This window comes from Mesorhizobium sp. RCAM 05104 (genome assembly GCF_059683645.1).
Genome location: NZ_CM185033.1, coordinates 5,079,594 through 5,098,768 on the forward strand (window position 1 = coordinate 5,079,594; position 19,175 = coordinate 5,098,768).

The window sequence follows — 19,175 nt, forward strand, 5'->3', positions numbered from 1 at the left end:
CGTGTTCCCCAATCCTAGAACGGAAGAACCTGATCGAGAACCTGCTGGCCATAGGCAGGTTGCTGGATCTCGGTTATGCGGCCGCGCCCGCCGTAAGAGATGCGCGCTTCGGCGATGCGTTCGTAGGGGATCGTGTTCTCGGCGCCGATATCGGCCGGCCGCACGATGCCGGCGATGGTCAGCACCCTGAGTTCGGCGTTGACGCGCACTTCCTGCGAACCCCTGATCATCAGATTGCCGTTGGGCAGCACGTCGGTGACGACGGCGGCAACGTTGAGCTCCAGCGTTTCCGAACGCTTGATCTCACCGTCCGCGGTGGTATCCGTGGCGGAATTGAGAGTGCCGGCGCCCTTGCCGGCGGTGCTCAACTTGTCCCATTGCGCGCTGATGTCGAAGCCGAACTTGCGGTTGGCGGTGCGGCTCCTGTCGTTCTGGTTCTTGAAGTTGGCGCGGTCGTTGATCTTGATGTTGACGGTCAGGATGTCGCCCTGGGACAGCGCTCGCGGATCGGTGAACAGCCGGCTCTGGCGGTCATCCCACAGCGAGAACTTCTTCGGTGCCGCCGGCGGTGTCTCCGGATATCTATAGAGGGAAGACGTGTTGCCGCCGTCGATGCCCGAGCCAACCGGAGACAACGCCGGTTCCCTGCCGACCTCCTTGAGGTTGGTTCCGCAGCCGGACAGCACGGCAACCGCGCACAGGACAAGCATCTTGCGGATCATGACGGATCTACCCTTCGGGCTGCGCTGGCCATGATGCCGGTGAGCGTCGCCGCCGCCTTCTGGTCCATTTCGTTGAGGATGACGCCGGCCTTGCGTGAATCGAGCTTCATCAATATGGCCGCCGCCAGATCGGCGTTGACGATTGCCAGCCGCTCGGCGGCGGCGTCGGGTTTCATGCCGGCATAGATCTGGACGACGCCGTCCTCGGCCCGGGCCAGGAAAACCTCGCGCCGCTTCAGCCAGGTCTCGTATTCGGCCTTCTTTTCGTCCAGTGCCTTCATGCGTTGGTCGATGCCGATCTGGAGTTGTTTCAGTTCCTCGGCCTGCAAGGCGTAGCGACGGTCGCGAGCGGCGTCGGCTATGTTGGAGCAGAAGCGCTCGATCTCGCTTTGGTCTGGAGCCTTTTCCCGCGCCAATTGCTGCGGCGCCTCCGCGGCCGGTGCTCCGGGCAGGACCTGGCGAACCTTTTCCTCACCACGCGCGGTACCGACGGCAAGGGGCATGGCGGCAAGGATGGCGGCCGCGAGCAGGATCCCGGCGGGGCGACGTCTGTCGGTGGGCGAGGGGGAGCGTGTCATCGGCATCGCCTATTGGAGAACCAGGTCGGCCTGCAGGGCGCCGGCCGACTTGATTCCCTGCAGAATGGCAATGATGCCGTCCGGCTTGACGCCGAGACGGTTGAGGCCGGAGACGAGCGTTTCGAGATCGGGTCCGTCAAGCACGGCGACGCGGGCATTGGGCCGGCTGGCGTCGATGGCTGTGAACGGTTCGACGGCGGTTTCGCCCTTGGAGAAGGGTTCGGGTTGCACGACGCGCGGCGCTTCCGTGATGCGCACCGTCAGTGTGCCGTGGCTGATGGCGACGCGGGAGATCTTGACGTCGTTGCCGATGACGATGGTGCCGGTGCGCTCGTCGATGACGACACGGGCCGGCGTATCGGATTCAACCACCAGGTTCTCGATCTCGGCATAGAAGCGCGCCGCTGAAACAGCCTTGGGCCTTCTGATCTGCACGGTGCGGGAATCGCGTTCGGCCGCCACGCGCATGCCGAAGCGCTGGCTGGTATAGTCGTTGATGGCATCGGCGATGCGGATGGCGGTCGAGAAATCGGGGTTGCGCAATTGCAGCGTCAGCGTTGCCTGATCATCGAATTCGGACTGGACCGCGCGCTCTACGATGGCGCCGTTCGGCACACGGCCGGCGGTCGGCACGCCTTGCGTCAGCTGCTCGGCCTGACCCTTGGCGGTGAAGCCGGAAACGATAACCGAGCCCTGGCCCACGGCGTAGATCTCGCCGTCCGCCGCCTTCAGCGGCGTCATGATCAGCGTGCCGCCGGCGAGCGAGGTCGCGTCGCCCATCGAGGAGACGTCGATGTCGATGCGCGCGCCCGACTGCACATAGGGCGGCATGTTGGCGGTGACGATGACGGCGGCGACGTTCTTGGCGCGCGCGCTGCCGCCTTCGGTGGCAATGCCGAGATTTTCGAGCATGGCGCGGATCGACTGTTCGGTGAACGGCGAATTGCGCAAGCTGTCGCCGGATCCGGCAAGTCCGATGACCAGGCCGTAGCCGACGAGCTGGTTGTCGCGCGAACTCTGCAACTGGGCAATGTCCTTGATGCGCGAGGCGACCTGGCCCGGCGGCAGCGAACTCGGCCCGGACGAAACCCGGAACATGCGGTTGGTGGTGGCCGGATCATATTCCGGGTCGTCGTAGACGCCGCCATTCCTGGCGGCGAGTTCGCGCTTGGCCTTGGGCGTCAGGCCGTCGGCCAGCGCCGGCTGAAGGCCAAGTGCCGCGGCGAGCAGAAAGGCAAGCGGACGCATCATGAAGCGCTGACCCTGATGGAGCCGTCTGCCATCACCGTGCCGGACAGGATCTTGCCGCTGTCGATGTTGCGAACCTTGACGAGATCGCCGGCGGCACCTGGCTGCAGTGTCACCGCCGTCGCCGAAATGGTGAGTCCGCCGGCAATGAAGAAGACCTGCACGGCCGCACCCTGTTCGACCAGCCAGGCCTCGCGGATGGCGGTGGCGGGGATGTAGCGGCCAGGCAGCAGCGTGCGCTTGGCGATCTTGCCGTTGAGGTCCTCGGCCCGGGTCGCCATCGCATCGGGCTTGTGCTTGCCCGCCATGAGGGTCACCTGCTTCAGGGCGGCGAGTTCGATGGTCTCGCCGGGATAGATGACCCGGTTGGGGATCAGCACAATCTCGCCGGCAGGCTGGCTGCTGGCGATCTGAGTGGCCGACTGATTGTCCGACTCCTGGGCGAAAGCCGGCATGGCGCCGGTCACCAGCGCAAGGACGAGCGCGGTGCGGCGGAATGCGGGGCAGGAGATCGGCATGGCCATCATCAATTACCTGATGTTCTTGGAGACGACGGAGGCCATGTCATCGGCGGCCTGGATGACCTTGGAGTTCATCTCATAGGCCCGTTGCGCCGAGATCAGCTCGGTGATCTCCTTGACCGGGTCGACGTTGGAAGCCTCGAGATAGCCCTGCTGGATGGTGGCGAAGCCAGGGTCGCCCGGCACGCCGACATTGGCCGGGCCGGACGCGGTGGTCTCCTTGAACAGGTTGTCGCCAAGCGGCGCGAGGCCTGCTTCGTTGGCGAAATTGGCGATCTGAATCTGGCCGAGATTCTGCAGGTCGGTCTGGCCGTCGATGCGGGCGAAGACCTGCCCCGTCTTGTTGACGATGACCTCGACGGCATCGACGGGAACGGTGATCGCCGGAATGACGCTGGCGCCATCCACCGTCACCAGCTGGCCCGTGGCGTTGGTGTTGAGGGCGCCGGCGCGGCTGTAGAGCGTGCCGCCATCGGCGCCCTCGATCTGGAACCAGCCCCTGCCGGTGAGCGCCAGGTCGAAACTGTTGCCGGTGCTGGTCAGTTCACCCTGGGTGTGCACGTTGCGCACGGCCGTCGTCTTGACGCCGAGGCCGATCGAGACGCCCTCCGGCACCAGCGAGGCGTTGGAGCGGTTGGGCACGCCCTGGGTGCGATCGACCTGGTAGAGCAGGTCGGAGAATTCGGCGCGGGCGCGCTTGTAGCCGGTGGTGTTGATGTTGGCGATGTTGTTGGCGATGACTTCCAGGTTTGTCTGCTGGGCATTCATGCCGGTGGCGGCGATGGAGAGTGCTTTCATGGCGGAGCTCCTCAGATGCCCATTCGGCTGACTTCGAGATAGGCGGAAACCACCTTGTCGCGGATGGCGACGGCGGTCTGAAGCGCCTGCTGCGCGCTCATCACGGCGTCGACCACCTGACGGGTATCGGCGTCGCCCTTGAGCGCCTGCATCGACACCTGCTCGGCATTCTGCAGCGTGTTGACGGTCTTGGAGGCCGCCTGGCTCAACGCTTCGGCGAAGGAGGTGCCGAGGTTGCCGCCGGTCGCCGGCGCAACGCCACCCTGAAGCAGGTCCGTCGCCGTGTCGCTCAACCCAGGTTTCAGGTTAAGCGCGCCGATGCCACTCACGATCATTGGTTCCTCATCAGGTCGATGGTCATTGAAATGAGATCGCGCGCCTGCTTGACGACCTGAAGGTTGGCCTCATAGGAGCGGTTGGCCTCGGTCATGTCGGCCATTTCGATGAGCACGTTGACGTTGGGCATCTTGACGTAGCCCTTGTCGTCGGCGGCCTCGTTGCCAGGCTGGAATTCGACCGGAAAGTCACTGGGGTCACGGTCGATCGAGTTCACTACAACCGTCGAGCTGCCAGAGGTCCGATCGAGCTCGGAGACGAAGCTGATGGTCTTGCGGCGATAGGGATCGGAACCCGGTGTCGTGCCGGTCGACTGGGCGTTGGCCAGGTTTTCCGACACCACGCGCAGGCGCTCCGACTGGGCGCCAAGGCCGGATGCCGCGACTTTGAGGGCTGCGGTCAGTGCGTCCATGGTCAGCTCTTCACCGCCATCATCATCATCGAATGAAACGCCTTGACGATCGCCGTGTTGAGCTCGAAGGAGCGACGCACCTCGCCGGCCTTCATCAGCTGGTCTTCCAGCACGACCGAGTTCTTCGACGGCATGACGACGCCGTCGTCTTCCTGCGGCTTGATGGTGAAGCCGGCATTGGTCGCGGCGTTGCCAAGATGGCCGGCCTGGGTGGCCTGCAGCGACACGGCGGTGCGGTCGAGCACCTTTTCGAACGGCTCGACGTCGTTCGCCGTGTAGCCGGGCGTGTTGGCGTTGGCGATGTTGCCGGCGATCGCGGACTGGCGCACGGCCAGCCATTGCGCTTGCTTGGCAGCGAGGTCGAAAAGGGAAACGGGCTCCATGGGAATCTCCGGGCAGGTTCCCGCAGACTAGGCCGTCAGTCTTGCGCGGACCTTGCGGATAGCAGGGCCCTCAAACGCGGGGTGTCTACCTGGAAAGCTCGATCACCTGGTCGGTGCTGGTGACCATGACCCATTTGCCGTTGCGCTGCTCGATGGAAGACACCTGACTGGAGTCCGGCAATATCGATCCGCGCTGGACGATCCAGAGGCCGGCATCGTCCTCGATCATGGCGCGGCCATTGGCGACATGAACCATGCGGAATTTCGTGGCGTCTGTCGGAAAGGGCTGCTCGGCGGGTGCGGGATTGGGGTCGTCCTGCACCGTTCCGGTGGCGAGCAGATCCAGATTGGCGGCCGGAACGTCCTTTGCCGTTAACGGCGCGCTGCGTTCGGCGACCACGCCGCCGCCGGCTCGCCCTGAATTGGTGCCGGTGCCGCCGAACTTGATCGCCTGGACGCCAAACTGTTCCTGGTTGAAGAAGATATACCAGGGAAACAGGGCGCAGATCAGCCCGAGCGTGATGCCGAGCGCGGCGACGACGAAGTCACTGCGCCGGCTGGACTCTTTCTTCAGCCTGGGAAACGGCGCCTTTGGTGGCTGCGGCCATTCGGTGAGCGGGAACAGGCCGTCGATCAGCGAGTCGCGGCTGGCCTGCGCAAGCTCGGCAGCCTCCGCCTGGCGAACCTCGGGCAGCGCGAGTTCGGGTGCTCTGACCAGGACAGGCTCGGCCTTGGCAGCCCTGGCCAGGACAGGCTCAGCCTTGGCGGCCCTGGCCAGGACCGGCTCAGCCCTGGCGGCCCTGGGCAGGACCGGCTTGACAGCTCTGGCAAGAATAGCCTCGGCTTTGGCAGCTATGGCGCGGGCAGCCTTTGCCTTGGCAACTCGCGTTTCGTCAGCCCTGGCTTTCTCCGCAGCCTTGGCCTCGTCGATCATTTCGCGCAGGATGCGCTCGGTGTACTGGCGTTCAGTCTCCTGCATCGGCATTCATCTTGCTCTTGAGGTGACGGGCGAGATCGGAGAACGGATCGGCGGATGGGCGGTCCTTCGGCGATTGCGTGAGCGCCTCGTAAATCAGCGGCACCTGACGCACCGCGATATCGAGCTCGGCATCGGCGCCGCCCTGGTAGGCGCCCAGCAAGCGGATGTCGCGCGTGTCCTCGAAGCGGGAGATCATCGACTTCAGCCTTGTCACCAGCGCGCGCTGTTCGACGCTCCAGGCCTTGCCGGCCAGTCGTGATATGGACGACAGCGGATTGACCGGCGGATAGCGGCCCTGCTCGGCGATGGCGCGGTCGAGCACGACATGGCCGTCGAGGATGCCGCGCACGGAGTCGGCGACCGGGTCGTTGTGGTCGTCGCCGTCGACCAGCACGGAAATGATGGCGGTGATCGATCCCTTGCCTTCGGCGCCGGGCCCGGCGCGCTCAAGCAGCTTGGGCAGTTCGGTGAACACCGAGGCGGGATAGCCACGGGCGACCGGAGGCTCACCGGTTCCCGTCGCCACCTCGCGCAAGGCGTGGGCGAAGCGGGTGATCGAGTCCAGCACCAGGAGCACACGTTGTCCCTGGTCGCGAAAATGCTCGGCGACGCGCATGGCGGTGTCCGGCGCACGCCGGCGCATCATGGCGCTCTCGTCGCTGGTGGCGACGATGGCGACGGTCTTGGCCATGCTGTCGCCGATCGTGTCCTCCAGGAATTCACGGACTTCGCGGCCGCGTTCGCCGATCAGCGCGACGACGACGGTGTCGAACGCGTCGGCACCGGCGAGCATGGCGAGCAGCGTCGACTTGCCGACGCCGGAGCCGGCAAAGACGCCGAGGCGCTGGCCGAAACAAAGCGGGGTGAAGATGTCGATGACCTTGACGCCGGTCATGAAGGCGGTGCCGACGCGCTGCCGCGCCATGGCGCCGGGCGTCGTCAGGGCGGCGCTTGACGCGTCGTCTCCCCTGATCAGCGGCGGGCCGCCGTCGATCGCCCTGGTGAGCGCGTCGATGGTACGGCCGCGCCACGAGGCATGCGGCGCCACAGCGAGCGGACCACGGCGGAACACGGCATCACCGATACCGGCATCGGCGCTGCGTTCGAAAGGCGCGACAACGATTTCGTCGCGGCTGATCTTGACGATCTCGCCGCGGCGCGTACCGGCCTGGCCGCGCTGCTCGACGATGTCGCCCAGCCTGGCGAAGTCGGAAAGGCCACGAACCTTGTAGTGCGTGGGCGTGACTTCGGCGACGCGGCCGCCGCGCTTGAGCAGCGCCTCGGTGTCGACGAAGCGCCGCCACACTCTTTCCAGTGCGGCAAGCCGGTCTTCCGGCGCCGGCTGGAGCTGTCGTTCGGGTGCGCGTATGGATGGCAGGTCGAGCGACATGGGTTACTTCGAGCCGAGTGTCTTGATCGCCTCGTCGGTGGAAGAGTCCGTCTGCCGCATCAGGGCGGCGGTGTTCTCGAAGGCGCGCTGAACCATGATCAGCCGGGTGATCTCCAGGACCGGATTGACATTGGACTCTTCGAGAAATCCCTGGGCGATCCCGACATCGGAACGATCGGTGACCGGCTCTGGCGTGCGTGCCGGAACGACGCCGGAATTGCCGTAGCGGACGAAGTTCTCGCCCGGATCGAAATTGTAGAGGCCAATGGAGCCGACAAGCTGATCGTTCTGGCGAAGCGAACCGTCGGCGCCGGCCTTGGGCGGACCGTTGCGTGGGTCGAGCTGGATCGGCGCGCCGCCGGCATCGAGCACCGGGTGGCCCTCGATCGACATCAGTTCGCCATTCTCGTTCATCGAAAAGCGTCCGTCGCGGGTCATGACGGTGCCGACCGGAGTGTCGATGGCGAACCAGGCGTCGCCCTGGACGGCGAAATCGAACGGATTTCCGGTCTCGGTCAAGGCACCATGGGCGCCGGAAAGATAGGTCTTGCCTGGGGACGCGAAGGATACCGATTTCGGTCCGCTGCCGGAGACGACGTCCTCGAATTTCACACCGGTGGCGCGAAAGCCGATCGTCGAGGCGTTGGCGACGTTGTCGGCGATCGTGTCGAGGCGGCGCTCGAGCGCGATCTGCGAGGAAAGGGCGACGTACAGGCTGTCCCGCATGATGGTTTCAGAACCTCAGCTTCTGCATGGCCATCATAAGGTCGGTGGAGATGCCCACCGTGAGCGGCTGGGCAAACAGCACGCTGACCGAGGTGACGGCCGATGAGGTCGGGTTGTTGATCTCCCACATGCTGGTGAAGCGGGTCAGGAACTTGCCGAGTTTCTCCGGGTCGGAGAAGTCCGAGATGTCGAGTTTCTGCTCGAACAGCTGCGCCTGCTTGTCGATGTTGGCGGTAGCGAAGGAATCGGGGAGGCCGAGCGCGGTGCGCACGACGCTTGCAAGGGCGGTGTCGGCAAGCACGTCGTACCAGCTGGTGATGGTTGGCGCCTTGCGATCGAAATAGAGCGCCAGCCGCACGCCCTGGTTTGTATTGCCGGCATCCTCTTCGAGGGTCTGGCGCATGTATTTGTCGACAGTCGGCTGCTGCGCGGGATTGTAGGTGGTGGCGTTCTCGCCATAGGCCTTGAAATTGAAGGCGGAGGCCAATGCCGCGTAAGCCGGATTCGTCTGCTTGTTGGCGACGCTGTCGGGATCGCTCACGCCACCTTGCAGGACCTGCTTGATGAGGTCCTTGTCCTCCGTCGCCGAATCGAGGCCGAACGCGGCCAGCGCATAGGTGTAAAGCCGGTTGTTGCCCATCAGATCATCGATGGACTTCACCTTGGTGATGTTGGCGAGATAGTATGTCGTCTCGCCCTTCACATAGTCCGAATTCGGATCGACGCCGGCGATTTCCGCCTGTGCGGCGTAGTTCTTCGTCACCAGCTGCTGCGCCTTGTTGTAGATGGTCGCATCGGCGCCATTGGCGGCGAAGTTGAAGGCGCTGACAAACTCGGCATAGCGCTTGTCGGTGAGCTTGTTGGCGAAACTGTCGGGATCGGAAACGCCTTCCTTGAGCGCCTTGACCATGAAGGCCTTGGCGTAGTCCATGTCCTCGAGCCCATAGGCCTTCATCGCATATTTGAACAACCGGTCGTTGTTGACGAAATCGTCGATCGATTTCACCTTGGTGATGTTGTCCAGATAATATTTGGTATCGCGGTCGACCACGGGCTGCTGCTCGATCCTGTCGAGCGACTTGCCGATGTCCTTGGTGATGAGCTGGTAGCTGGTAAAGGTATTGAGCAAGAACGCGCCTCCGGCCGTAGCTTATGCCAGCACAATAGCCCCACTTCCTTGCGCGAAACTGAATCGTCTTCGACACGCCTCGATTCAAGCCTCACACAAGGCACGGGGACTATCCGTTGCTCCTGATGTGAAATGCGAAGGACCTGCCGTGGGCATTCTGATTGGACTGGTGGTTACGCTCGGCTGCGTCCTTGGCGGCTTCATGGCCATGGGTGGCCATCTGCACGTGCTGGTCCAGCCGTGGGAAGCCGTGGTCATCTGCGGCGCGGCGTTGGGCACCTTCCTGGTCGCCAATCCGATGAAGACGGTCAAGGATACCGGCAAGGGCATCATAGAGGCGTTCAAGCAAGCGGTGCCGAAGGAACAGGACTATCTGGAAACGCTCGGCGTGCTGCACAGCCTGATGCGCGAGCTGCGCTCGAAGTCGCGCAGCGAGGTCGAGGCGCATATCGACAACCCCGAGGAGTCGGCGATCTTCCAGGCCTTTCCGACCGTGCTCAAGAACCACGACTTGATGGCCTTCATCTGCGACTATTGCCGCATCATCATCATCGGCAATGCCCGCTCGCATGAGATAGAGGCGCTGATGGACGAGGAGATCCAGACCATCAAGTCCGACAAGATGAAGGCCTATCACGCATTGGTGGCGGTCGGCGACGGCTTGCCGGCGCTCGGCATCGTCGCCGCCGTGCTTGGCGTGGTCAAGGCGATGGGGGCGCTCGACCAGTCGCCGGAAATCCTCGGTGGCCTGATCGGCGCGGCCCTGGTCGGCACCTTCCTCGGCATCTTCCTGTCCTACGCGGTGGTCGGGCCCATCGCCACCAAGATCAAGACGGTGCGCGAGAAGAAGAACCGCCTCTACATCATCGTCAAGCAGACGCTGCTGGCCTACATGAACGGCGCGCTGCCGCAGGTGGCGATCGAGTTCGGCCGCAAAACCATATCGTCCTATGAGCGGCCGACGATCGACGCCGTCGAGCAGAGCACGATGAACACCGGCTCCGCCGAAAAGAAGGCCGCCTGAACGATGCGCGACAGCTTGGTCCAAGCCCTGCCATGACCAGCCCCGGAAGCCCAGCGGAAGCCCGCTCGCTGATCATCGAGCGTCTGATCGGCGACAGTGGCGAGGCCGCCCAGGTCATCGGTACCGGCCGGGCCATGGCCGAGCGCGCCGCGCCGCTGCTGCAGAAGAGCCTGACCAGTGAGCTTGGCGTCCCGGTCACCGTCGATCTCAGGGCCGTCGAGGTCAGCCGCGTCTCGGAGGCGCGCTCGCGTGCCGGCGACACGTTTGCCATGACAATCGTCGCATCGTCCACCTCCTCCGACGCCATGACCCTGGTGATCGATGCTCCGGCGATCGCGATCATGGTCTGCACGCTGTTCGGCGGCGATCCGGACCTGCCGGTGTCGCCGATCGAGCGCGATCTGTCGCAGATCGAGGTCGATGTCTCGACCATGGTGTTTCAGCAGGTCGCGCAGGCGCTCAACGGATCGGGACGGCGCTCGCTTGACCTGCGCCTGCCCGTGCCGCGGGCGATGTCGGGCAGCGAGGCGAAACGGCACGTGTTGCGCGACGGCGCGGCAGTGCGCATCGTCCTTGGCATTTCGACACCGGCCGAAACCGGCACCGTCACGGTGACGATGCCGCAGCGTATCGTGCTAGCCAGCCGCGGCGGCGGCGCCGGGGCGAGCGAGGGCGATCTTGGCGCCATCTGGCGCGCGCGCTTTTCGGAAGAGGTGATGCGCTCCACCGTCGCGCTCGAGGCGACCATGCCTCTGGCCCGGCTGACGCTCGGCGACCTCGCCGATTTCGAAATTGGCCAGGTTATCGAATTCGAGGAAACCGCGCAGTCGCGGGCGCGCCTCGGCGCCCGCGGCCAGACGTTGTTCGTGTGCGAGTTCGGCAAACTGGGGCAGAATTACACCGTTCGAATCCGGCATCCCTATGATGCCGGGCAGGACTTCATCGATGGGCTGATGCCGGCTGCCGCCGGGCGTGCCTGAGCATTTGGAGACGAAGCATGGCCATGACCAAGGTGGAAGCCGACCTCGACCAGCCGGACGAGCAGCTCGACCGTGCCATCGAAGAGTTGCGCGGTGTCCTGCATGAAGAGGAGAAACGCCCCGATGCGGCGTTCAGGGCCGCCTCCGGCGCCAATTCGAACGTCATCATGAACATCCCCGTCGATGTCCAGATCATCCTCGGCAGCACCGAGATGCCGGTGTCCGACCTGATGGCACTGCAGAAGGGGTCGACGGTGGCGCTCAATCGCCGTATCGGCGAACCTGTCGACGTCGTGGTCAACGGTCGCAAGATCGCCCGCGGCGAGATCACCGTGCTGGAAAGCGATCCGTCGCGCTTCGGCATCAGGCTGACCGAAATCATCGCCGGCTCGAAGGGTGCCTAGCATGGGTTGCGAGGCTTGCCGGTGGCGGAGGCGAGAGGCATGACGACGGCAGCGACGCTGACGCGCGCGCAGAAGGCGGCCGCCATACTGGTGGCGATGGGCAAACCGTCGGCCAGCCGTCTGTTGAAATTCTTCAAGCAGGAAGAATTGAAGGCGCTGATCGAGGGCGCTCGCCTGCTGCGGACGATCCCGCAAAGCGATCTCGAGCGCATCGTCGCCGAGTTCGAGGCCGAGTTCACCGAAGGGGCGGGATTGCTCGATTCGGCCGACAGGATGGACACCATCCTCAATGAATCGCTCTCGCCCGAGGAGATGAGCGCCATCATGGGCGACAAGAGGTTCGAGGTCGCGCCAGAAAGCCCGCCGCCGATCTGGCCCGAACTCGAGAAGCTCGAGCCGGCACGGCTCGGCACCTTCCTGGCTGGCGAACATCCGCAGACCGCGGCCATGGTGCTGTCGAAGCTGGCGCCGCAGGCGGCGGCGAGCGTCCTGTTGACCATGACGAAGCCGATGCGCGGCGAAATCATCAAGCGCATGGTGACGATGGCGAATGTTCCGGACGCCGCCAGCAGGATTGTCGAGGACCGCTTGCGCTCCAGTGTGCTGACGGAGACCTCGACCAAGGACACATCGACCGGACAGGCCCGCGTCGCCAGCGTGCTCAACGAACTGGACAAGCCGCTGCTCGAGGAGGTCATGCAGGATCTCGAGGCCGCCGGCACGCCCGATCTCGACGGCGTCAGGGCGCGCCTGTTCGCCTTCGACGACCTGCCGCTGCTGACACAGAAAGCGCGGGTGCTGTTGTTCGACGGGCTGTCGACCGAACTGGTCACGCTGGCCTTGCGCGGTGCTCCGGCCGCACTCGCCGAGGCGGTGCTGTCGGCGATCGGCGCGCGGTCGCGGCGCATGATCGAGTCCGAACTGGGACAGGGTTCGGAGGGGATTCCTCTTGCCGACATCATGGCCGCCCGCAAGACGATCGTGACGACGACGATCCGGCTGTCGCGCGAAGGCGCGTTCGAGCTGCCCGCGACCCAGAACGCCGCCTAAGATTGCGGTATGGCTGACGCGGTCGACAAGGATTCGAAAACCGAAGAGGCGACGGAAAAGAAGATCCGCGACACCATCGAACAGGGCAAGCTGCCCCATTCGCGGGAAACGGCGCTCCTGGCATCCTTTGTCGCGATCCTGGTGTTCACCGTCTTCTATGCCAAGGACGCCATTGTCGATCTCGGCATGTTCCTGTCGATGTTCCTGGAGAAGCCGGAAGCCTGGCCGATGGACACCGAGACCGACGTCATCGCGCTCTACAAGATCGTCCTCCTCGAAGTGGGCCGCGCACTCGTCAGCCTGCTGGTGCTGCTGACCGTTGCGGGTGTCGGCGCTTCGGTGTTCCAGAACATGCCGCAATTCGTCGGCGATCGGGTGCGGCCGCAACTCTCGCGCATCTCGATCGCCAAGGGCTGGAGCAGGCTGTTCGGCATTCAGGGCTGGGTCGAGTTCCTGAAGTCGCTTGGCAAGGTCGGCTTCGCCATTGCCGTGCTCGCCTTCACGCTGTCGGAAGACCATCGCAAGCTGCTCGCCGGAATGATCACCAATCCCGTCGCCTTCGGCCTTGTCATCCGCGGCATCGCCGTCGACATCCTGGTGGCGATCGTCTTCGTCATGGGGCTGATCGCGGCGGTCGATATCGTCTGGTCGCGCTTCCACTGGAAGCAGGACCTGCGCATGAGCAAGCAGGAGGTCAAGGACGAGTTCAAGCAGTCCGAGGGCGACCCGATCGTCAAGTCGCGGCTGCGTTCACTGGCGCGCGACCGCGCGCGCAAGCGGATGATGACGGCGGTGCCGCGCGCGACGCTGATCATCGCCAACCCGACGCACTTCTCGATCGCGCTGAAATATGTGCGCGACGAGGACGCGGCACCGCTGGTGCTGGCCAAGGGACAGGATCTGATGGCGCTCAAGATTCGCGAGATCGCGCGGGAAAACAACATCCCGATCTTCGAGGACGTGGCGCTCGCCCGCTCCATGTACAAGCAAGTTTCGGTCGATAATGTGATCCCGTCGCAATTCTATCAGGCCGTCGCCGAACTGGTGCGGATCGTCTACTCGAAAAAGGCTGAGCGCAGACAGACTTCATGAACCGCCAACCGCACGCAAATTCCCGCGAGATCATCGTCGCCGACGCCATCGAACAGGTGGTCGGGGAACTCAGGCTGATCGATGTCGCCGACTATATCGCCTTCATCCGGCTTGAGCATTTCGCTTGCCTGTCGGATCTGGTCGATTCAGCGGCGGAGCTGTTTTTCATGCCGGGCACGCTGAGGCTCGGCCATGGCGGCGAGGCGCATGTCGACTGGAGCGGCAGTCCGCGCATCGTGCTCGATCTGGAGCTGCGGCCGCCCGGCGTCACGGTCTATTTCCAGCTGACGCTGAGCGAGCGCGGCACCTCGGTGACGGTCAATTATGTTTCGTTCGAGAAGCCGGGCGAGAACCCCGAGCACAACACGGCCCTGCTGGAGGCGGTGATCGAACAGGCGCGTATTCGCAAGGTCGAGCCCCTGGCCTTTCGCTGAGAGGCGATCGATTCCCGGCGACCGCCGGCCAGTCCTCGAACCGCTCTATTCGATCAAGCCCAGCCGCAGCGCCTTGGCCACGGCCTGGTTGCGGTTGACGGCGTTGAGCTTCTGGGTCGACTGGGTCAGGTACTGGTTGGCGGTGTGCACCGACAGCTTCAGGAGGCGCGCGATCTCCTCGCTGGTGTTGCCATTGGCGGTCAGCTTCAGGCATTCGAGCTCGCGCTTGGAGATCGAGCGCGTCCGACCTGCGTCGCTTGGACGGATGCGGGCGACAGCGGCGAACAATGAAAAGCAGCGGGCATGGATTTCGTAGAGCGCGTCCTGCGGCAAGATAATCTCCGAACCGAGGAAAACGACGAGGCCGCATTGCCCGCGGTCAGCGTGGACGGGGAATGCGATGCCGCTGGTGCCTGGCGCCAGCGGCGCCATCTGCTCGGTCCAGGCAAGATTGCGGAACGTCTCCGCCGCGGCGGCCAAGCCGTCGTCGGTCCACCAGCGCGGCTCCGTCGAGATGCGGGTGTGGCGCACGATCTCCTCGCCATTGGCGCCTGAAATGAATTTCGTCGCTACCCCAACGCCGGGATAGTCGGAATCGAAGCAAGGGACGAGCCGTGCCCGCTCCGGCGACGGGCTGACGAAGAACAGGCCGAAGGCCGCCGCGTTGATGTCGACGGCGATCCAGCGGCAGCGGCGCACGGCATCGGGGATGGTGACGGCGTGATGGGTTTCGGAACCGAGCGAAAAGGCGCCGAACGGATTGCGCTGCTCGTTGAAAAGGGCTTCGGCAGCCTCCTTGATGTCGGCGTTTTTCAAATGATGCCGCTCCTGATCGCCGTGGCGATGGCCATCGCGCGGTTGCTGGCCGCGAATTTCTGGATCGCGTGGGTGATGTAACTGTTGACGGTGTTGGAAGAGACGCCAAGGATGACGGCGACCTCGTCGGTGGTCTTGCCTTCGGAGACCCAGAACAGGCATTCGCGCTCGCGATCCGACAGCGGATCCTGCATGGCGGCGGCGGCGATCAGTTGCGGGATGTTCGAGAGCGCGTAGCAGCACTTCAGCTGGGCCTTCATCAGCGCCGGCGGGTCGATGCTGCCGGCGGTCGCCGCCGAGAACAGGGCGAACAGGCGCTGACGGCCGACATGGAGGCGCAGCGAATAGATTTCGGCATGGCCAAGCACGTCAAGGAGGCGGGCCTCCTCGCCGGTGACCAGGCCGCCGGCGTCTGGTGCCTGGGCCGCCACCAGCGGCTTCGGACGGATGCCGGGCGCGACGGTGAGCGCCCCTTGCGCAAGGCCGGCGATCAGCCGTTTGCCGATCAGTTCGATGGCGTCGAAAATCCAGTTGGACGAGACGATGCGCGCGTCGTTGCGGTCCTGGTCGTGAACGATGGCGACCAGCATGTAGCTGTCGGCGCCGATCTCGGCGGTCAGTTGCATGAAAAAGCTGGTCAGATCACCGCGCGACGCCAGGCGCGAGCCCAATGTGTCGGATTGAAGTTGCGCGGCGGGACTGCTCATTCTTGTTGCTTTTGGCCGGAATCGTTTCTGCTGTCCGGATGCTGGAAGCCAGCCGCCGAACCCGAATACGCATTACTTTGACGAAGACACACACGTGGCGCAGAGTTGCGCCAACCAGATCCGAATCCATTCAGGGAACGCGAAGACGTCCGCGTCTGGCGCCGGAAAACTCCGGAACGTGAGACTTTGGGTGGTCGCCGCCCCCCGAGGACCGGCTGATTCGCTTCTAATCTATCCGCAGATGAATCCGACATCAAATGCGATTTGACAAAATCGAATCGCGTCGACTCGCATGCGACTCAGAGGCCCATTTTCGCGCCTTTCGAGACCGGGCACGAAAAGCCGGCTCTGGTTGCAAGCCAGCCATATCGGCGGCCGATCGATTCCGGTAGGTTCCGGAGCGACTGAAGAGGTGGGCGCCTCTTGCAACCGCGCCCGCGGGCGACAAGACCGGCGCGGCGGAAATCTTGGTTTCGGGGAAACGATGAGCGATTCATTTCGGGAAGTTACATCCGTCTCGTGGTTCGGGCGGATCAAGCGCGCGGTCGGCGGGGTCATCTTCGGCCTGCTTTTGATTGTGCTGATGGTGATCGGGCTGTTCTGGAACGAGGGCCGCGCTGTGCAGACGGCGCGCTCGCTGGCCGAGGGCGCGGGTACCGTGGTCTCGGTAGGGGCCGACAGCGTCGATGCCGCCAATGACGGCAAGCTGGTGCATGTCAGCGGGCCGGTGACGGCCGACAGCGGCCTGTCCGATCCGGATTTCGGCATCGCGGCGCAAGGCCTGCGCCTGTCACGCAGTGTCGAGATGTATCAGTGGAAGGAGGAATCCAAATCGGAGACCACCACGAAGCTGGGCGGCGGCGAAGAGACGGTGACGACCTACAGCTATTCGAAGGTGTGGGAGGACAGCCAGATCAATTCGTCGGACTTCAAGAAGCTGGACGGCCACGAGAATCCGCCGATGGCGATCCACGGCCGAACCTTCCAGATTCCACAGGGCAAGCTCGTCGCCTTCGATCTCGACACGCCGGTGCTCGATCGCATCGGAGGCGACAAGGAGTATTCGTTGTCGCCTGACAAATCGTCCGCGATAAAGGCCGCCTATACCGGCACCAAGCCGCTCAGCGTCGTTGACGGCAAGATCTATCTCGGGGCCGACACGACAAGGCCGGCGCTGGGCGACTATCGCATCGGCTATGAACTGGCGCCGCTCGGCGTGGTCAGCATCGTCGCGCGCCAGGCCGGTAGCCGGTTCGAGCCTTACCAGACAGAGGCGGGCGATGCGTTGCTGATGGTCGACACCGGCGCCGTGCCGGCCGACAAGATGTTCGCCGAGGCGGTCAGTGCAAACACGCTGATCACATGGCTGCTGCGCGCCGCCGGCCTGCTGCTGCTGACCATCGGCTTTGCCCTGTTCCTCGGCCCGATCGGCGTGATCCTCGACGTCATCCCGCTCCTCGGCAGCATGGCGCGGATGGGAACCGGCATTATCGCCTTCTTCCTGTCGATCCTGGTTGGCACGACTACGATTGCGATTGCCTGGTTCTGGTACCGGCCGGTCCTGGCGGCGGGCATCCTGGCGGCCGGCGTGATCGCGGCGGCGGCGGTCTATTATCTCGGCCGCTCACGCAAGGCATCCGCACCGATGGCCACGCCGAGCACTGGTGCTGCCGCCTAGTTGGAAACGAGGGGGCGCTTGCGCCCCCGTTGCTTCCTACTTGTCCTCGAAACCGGTCAGCACGCCGACGGCGTTGATGCCGATCTCCTCGACGGCATAGCCGCCTTCCATGACGAACAATGTCGGCAGGCCAAGTTTGGCGATGCGGCGGCCGATCTTGGGATAGTCCGATGTCTTCAGCTTGAACTGGCTGATCGGATCCTTCTCGAAGGTGTCGACACCCAGCGAAACGACGACGATGTCCGGCGCATAGGCGGCAAGCTTGACGCAGGCGTCCTCAAGAGAGGCGTTCCAGGCGCCCCAATCGGTGCCGAACGGCATCGGGTAGTTGATGTTGAAGCCTTCGCCCCCGCCGGCGCCGCGTTCATCGGCGTGGCCGAGGAAGAAGGGGTATTCCGTCATCGGGTCGCCATGCAGGTTGATGACCTGCACGTCGGCGCGGTTATAGAAGATTTCCTGCGTGCCGTTGCCGTGGTGGTAGTCGACATCGAGGATGGAGACACGGGCCGCGCCCTGGTCGCGGAACCATTGCGCGGCGACGGCGGCGTTGTTGATGTAGCAATAGCCGCCCATGAAGCCGGCGCCGGCATGGTGGCCAGGCGGGCGGCAGAGCGCGAAGGCAGAGGCCTCACCATCCTTGACCAGGCCAGCGGCGGTGAGCGCCACGTCATAGGACGACTTGATCGCGGTCCAGGTGCCTTCGACGAAGGTGGCGCCGCCATCGAAGGAATAGTAGCCGAGCAGGGCGTCGATGCGCTTTGGCGGCACGTCGCCGCGCAGGCCGCGCGTCGGCCAGGTGAAAGGCATCGCCGAGCCCTTGAATCCGGCTTCCGTCCATTGCGGCCAGACCGTCGGCAGGAAGTCGATGTAGTCGACCTTGTGGACACGCCTGGCGGCGGCAAGATCATGCTCGAGCGGCAGGATGATCGGACCAAGCTTCTCGCTTTCGACCCGCGCCTTGATGAATTCGGCCCGCGAAGGCTTCTCAAAACCCGGCACGATGGCTGATGTGACCAATTCCATCTGGCCGGTATGGCCGGCATGAAGCGGCGAATAGACAGTCTTCATAAGGTTCCTCTCGATGTGCGAAGTCAGTCAAGGTTGAGATAGGGCGTCACCAAAGCGAGCCACATGGATTCGACATCGTCCTCGATGAGGTCGAACGTCTTGCGATCTCTTTTCATGCCGACAAGCCGGCAGGCGTGCCCGACCTCCATCATGACCAGGCCGAGCCGTTTGGCGATCTTGTCTTCCAGCGCAGGGTTCACGTGTCGCAGCCAGGCGGCGTAAAGCGCGATGATCTGCTCGTCATATTCGTTCTGGATCGGCCTGAGGTCGGCGTTGCCTGAAATAGCCTCGATCACCGGCATAAGGGTGGCGTTCTCGAGATAGAGCCTGGACGTGTCGATGAAGAGCTTGCGCACTTCCCGCCGGAACTCTTCGCGGTTGGTGGGCGGGGCGACCTTGATGCGCTTCGCGATCACCTCGGGAAAGGATGACAGCCAGCGCCGGGCGAGGTCCAGAAGAATGGCTTCCTTGTTGGGAAAGTATTGATAGATCGAACCAACCGACAGGCCCGCGCGCTGCGCGATGGCAAGCGTCGTCGGCGTCCTGGTTCCTTGCTCCCGCGTCAAGATCAGCGCCGCGTCGAGAATCCGGTCGACCACCTTGCTCGAGCGCTGTTGCCGCGGCTGCTTGCGCGGCTCGAGCGCTATCCTGGTTTTGCGATCGAGACTGCGCTTCACTGCTTGATGTCCTCGTTCCCCGC

At 64.1% G+C, this 19,175-nt stretch carries 23 protein-coding genes; 7 read left to right on the forward strand and 16 right to left on the reverse strand.

Translation table 11 applies throughout. The features are described 5' to 3' along the window. Positions 1 to 14 precede the first annotated feature (14 nt). From flgH to AC56QP_RS24950, 12 genes are all read right to left on the reverse strand, one after another. Positions 15 to 722 carry a flagellar basal body L-ring protein FlgH gene (gene flgH, locus AC56QP_RS24895; protein WP_489863059.1) on the reverse strand — a complete coding sequence of 236 codons (708 nt, stop codon included), beginning with the start codon at positions 720 to 722 and terminating at the stop codon, positions 15 to 17. After that, complete coding sequence (locus AC56QP_RS24900; RefSeq protein ID WP_489863058.1) at positions 719 to 1,300, reverse strand: MotE family protein; 582 nt, start codon at positions 1,298 to 1,300, stop codon at positions 719 to 721. The genes flgH and AC56QP_RS24900 overlap by 4 nt, the downstream gene beginning before the upstream one ends. A 9-nt stretch (positions 1,301 to 1,309) precedes the next feature. After that, positions 1,310 to 2,551, reverse strand: a complete 1,242-nt coding sequence (locus tag AC56QP_RS24905) for a flagellar basal body P-ring protein FlgI (RefSeq protein ID WP_489863057.1) — start codon at positions 2,549 to 2,551, stop codon at positions 1,310 to 1,312. Continuing rightward, positions 2,548 to 3,072 (reverse strand): flagellar basal body P-ring formation chaperone FlgA, encoded by a 525-nt coding sequence (flgA, locus tag AC56QP_RS24910; RefSeq protein WP_489863056.1) that lies wholly within the window; start codon positions 3,070 to 3,072, stop codon positions 2,548 to 2,550. Before flgA ends, AC56QP_RS24905 begins: the two co-directional genes overlap by 4 nt. Positions 3,073 to 3,078: 6 nt before the next feature. Beyond that, on the reverse strand, positions 3,079 to 3,867 hold the full coding sequence (gene flgG / locus AC56QP_RS24915; protein ID WP_489863055.1) for a flagellar basal-body rod protein FlgG: 789 nt from the start codon (positions 3,865 to 3,867) through the stop codon (positions 3,079 to 3,081). A gap of 11 nt (positions 3,868 to 3,878) precedes the next feature. After that, positions 3,879 to 4,202 (reverse strand): flagellar hook-basal body complex protein FliE, encoded by a 324-nt coding sequence (fliE, locus tag AC56QP_RS24920; RefSeq protein ID WP_489863054.1) that lies wholly within the window; start codon positions 4,200 to 4,202, stop codon positions 3,879 to 3,881. Next, a complete protein-coding gene (gene flgC, locus AC56QP_RS24925) occupies positions 4,199 to 4,615 on the reverse strand; it encodes a flagellar basal body rod protein FlgC (protein WP_489863053.1) in 417 nt (138 codons plus the stop codon). Before flgC ends, fliE begins: the two co-directional genes overlap by 4 nt. Positions 4,616 to 4,617: 2 nt before the next feature. Beyond that, positions 4,618 to 4,998, reverse strand: a complete 381-nt coding sequence (gene flgB, locus AC56QP_RS24930; RefSeq protein WP_256751541.1) for a flagellar basal body rod protein FlgB — start codon at positions 4,996 to 4,998, stop codon at positions 4,618 to 4,620. A gap of 85 nt (positions 4,999 to 5,083) precedes the next feature. Continuing rightward, a complete protein-coding gene (locus AC56QP_RS24935) occupies positions 5,084 to 5,983 on the reverse strand; it encodes a hypothetical protein (RefSeq protein WP_489863052.1) in 900 nt (299 codons plus the stop codon). Further along, the gene (gene fliI, locus AC56QP_RS24940) at positions 5,964 to 7,367 is read right to left on the reverse strand and encodes a flagellar protein export ATPase FliI (RefSeq protein WP_489863051.1); all 1,404 of its coding nucleotides are present in this window, start codon (positions 7,365 to 7,367) and stop codon (positions 5,964 to 5,966) included. Before fliI ends, AC56QP_RS24935 begins: the two co-directional genes overlap by 20 nt. A 3-nt stretch (positions 7,368 to 7,370) precedes the next feature. Continuing rightward, entirely contained in the window at positions 7,371 to 8,093 is a 723-nt protein-coding gene (gene flgF, locus AC56QP_RS24945) for a flagellar basal-body rod protein FlgF (RefSeq protein WP_489863050.1), read from the reverse strand. Between the two features lie 7 nt (positions 8,094 to 8,100). Further along, entirely contained in the window at positions 8,101 to 9,222 is a 1,122-nt protein-coding gene (locus AC56QP_RS24950) for a DUF1217 domain-containing protein (RefSeq protein WP_489863049.1), read from the reverse strand. 148 nt (positions 9,223 to 9,370) lie between these two features. On the opposite strand from AC56QP_RS24950, the gene motA reads away from it, so the two are divergent. Genes motA through AC56QP_RS24980 form a run of 6 tightly spaced genes read left to right on the forward strand, consistent with a single transcriptional unit; the run spans position 9,371 to position 14,206 of the window. Continuing rightward, the gene (gene motA, locus AC56QP_RS24955) at positions 9,371 to 10,246 is read left to right on the forward strand and encodes a flagellar motor stator protein MotA (protein ID WP_489863048.1); all 876 of its coding nucleotides are present in this window, start codon (positions 9,371 to 9,373) and stop codon (positions 10,244 to 10,246) included. Positions 10,247 to 10,278: 32 nt separating this feature from the next. Further along, on the forward strand, positions 10,279 to 11,226 hold the full coding sequence (locus tag AC56QP_RS24960; RefSeq protein WP_489863047.1) for a FliM/FliN family flagellar motor switch protein: 948 nt from the start codon (positions 10,279 to 10,281) through the stop codon (positions 11,224 to 11,226). A gap of 17 nt (positions 11,227 to 11,243) precedes the next feature. Continuing rightward, positions 11,244 to 11,630, forward strand: coding sequence for a flagellar motor switch protein FliN (gene fliN / locus AC56QP_RS24965; protein WP_489863046.1), 387 nt, complete (start codon positions 11,244 to 11,246; stop codon positions 11,628 to 11,630). Positions 11,631 to 11,669: 39 nt separating this feature from the next. Continuing rightward, a complete protein-coding gene (locus tag AC56QP_RS24970; protein WP_489863045.1) occupies positions 11,670 to 12,680 on the forward strand; it encodes a flagellar motor switch protein FliG in 1,011 nt (336 codons plus the stop codon). Positions 12,681 to 12,689: 9 nt separating this feature from the next. Continuing rightward, positions 12,690 to 13,772, forward strand: coding sequence for a flagellar biosynthesis protein FlhB (gene flhB / locus AC56QP_RS24975; protein WP_489863044.1), 1,083 nt, complete (start codon positions 12,690 to 12,692; stop codon positions 13,770 to 13,772). After that, positions 13,769 to 14,206: a BspJ family T4SS effector nucleomodulin gene (locus AC56QP_RS24980; RefSeq protein ID WP_489863043.1), complete on the forward strand. Its 438-nt coding sequence runs from the start codon at positions 13,769 to 13,771 to the stop codon at positions 14,204 to 14,206. The genes flhB and AC56QP_RS24980 overlap by 4 nt, the downstream gene beginning before the upstream one ends. A 45-nt stretch (positions 14,207 to 14,251) precedes the next feature. Here the strand turns inward: AC56QP_RS24980 and AC56QP_RS24985 are convergent, their stop codons facing one another. Together AC56QP_RS24985 and AC56QP_RS24990 are read right to left on the reverse strand one after the other, a co-directional pair. Next, positions 14,252 to 15,022, reverse strand: coding sequence for a helix-turn-helix transcriptional regulator (locus AC56QP_RS24985; RefSeq protein WP_489863042.1), 771 nt, complete (start codon positions 15,020 to 15,022; stop codon positions 14,252 to 14,254). Then, positions 15,019 to 15,729: a helix-turn-helix transcriptional regulator gene (locus tag AC56QP_RS24990; RefSeq protein WP_489863041.1), complete on the reverse strand. Its 711-nt coding sequence runs from the start codon at positions 15,727 to 15,729 to the stop codon at positions 15,019 to 15,021. Before AC56QP_RS24990 ends, AC56QP_RS24985 begins: the two co-directional genes overlap by 4 nt. Before the next feature lie 484 nt (positions 15,730 to 16,213). On the opposite strand from AC56QP_RS24990, the gene AC56QP_RS24995 reads away from it, so the two are divergent. Then, a complete protein-coding gene (locus tag AC56QP_RS24995) occupies positions 16,214 to 17,407 on the forward strand; it encodes a TMEM43 family protein (RefSeq protein ID WP_489863040.1) in 1,194 nt (397 codons plus the stop codon). 36 nt (positions 17,408 to 17,443) lie between these two features. Here the strand turns inward: AC56QP_RS24995 and AC56QP_RS25000 are convergent, their stop codons facing one another. Beyond that, positions 17,444 to 18,475: a histone deacetylase family protein gene (locus AC56QP_RS25000; RefSeq protein WP_489863039.1), complete on the reverse strand. Its 1,032-nt coding sequence runs from the start codon at positions 18,473 to 18,475 to the stop codon at positions 17,444 to 17,446. Positions 18,476 to 18,498: 23 nt separating this feature from the next. Next, on the reverse strand, positions 18,499 to 19,152 hold the full coding sequence (locus tag AC56QP_RS25005; RefSeq protein ID WP_489863038.1) for a TetR/AcrR family transcriptional regulator: 654 nt from the start codon (positions 19,150 to 19,152) through the stop codon (positions 18,499 to 18,501). Positions 19,153 to 19,175: the final 23 nt, after the last annotated feature.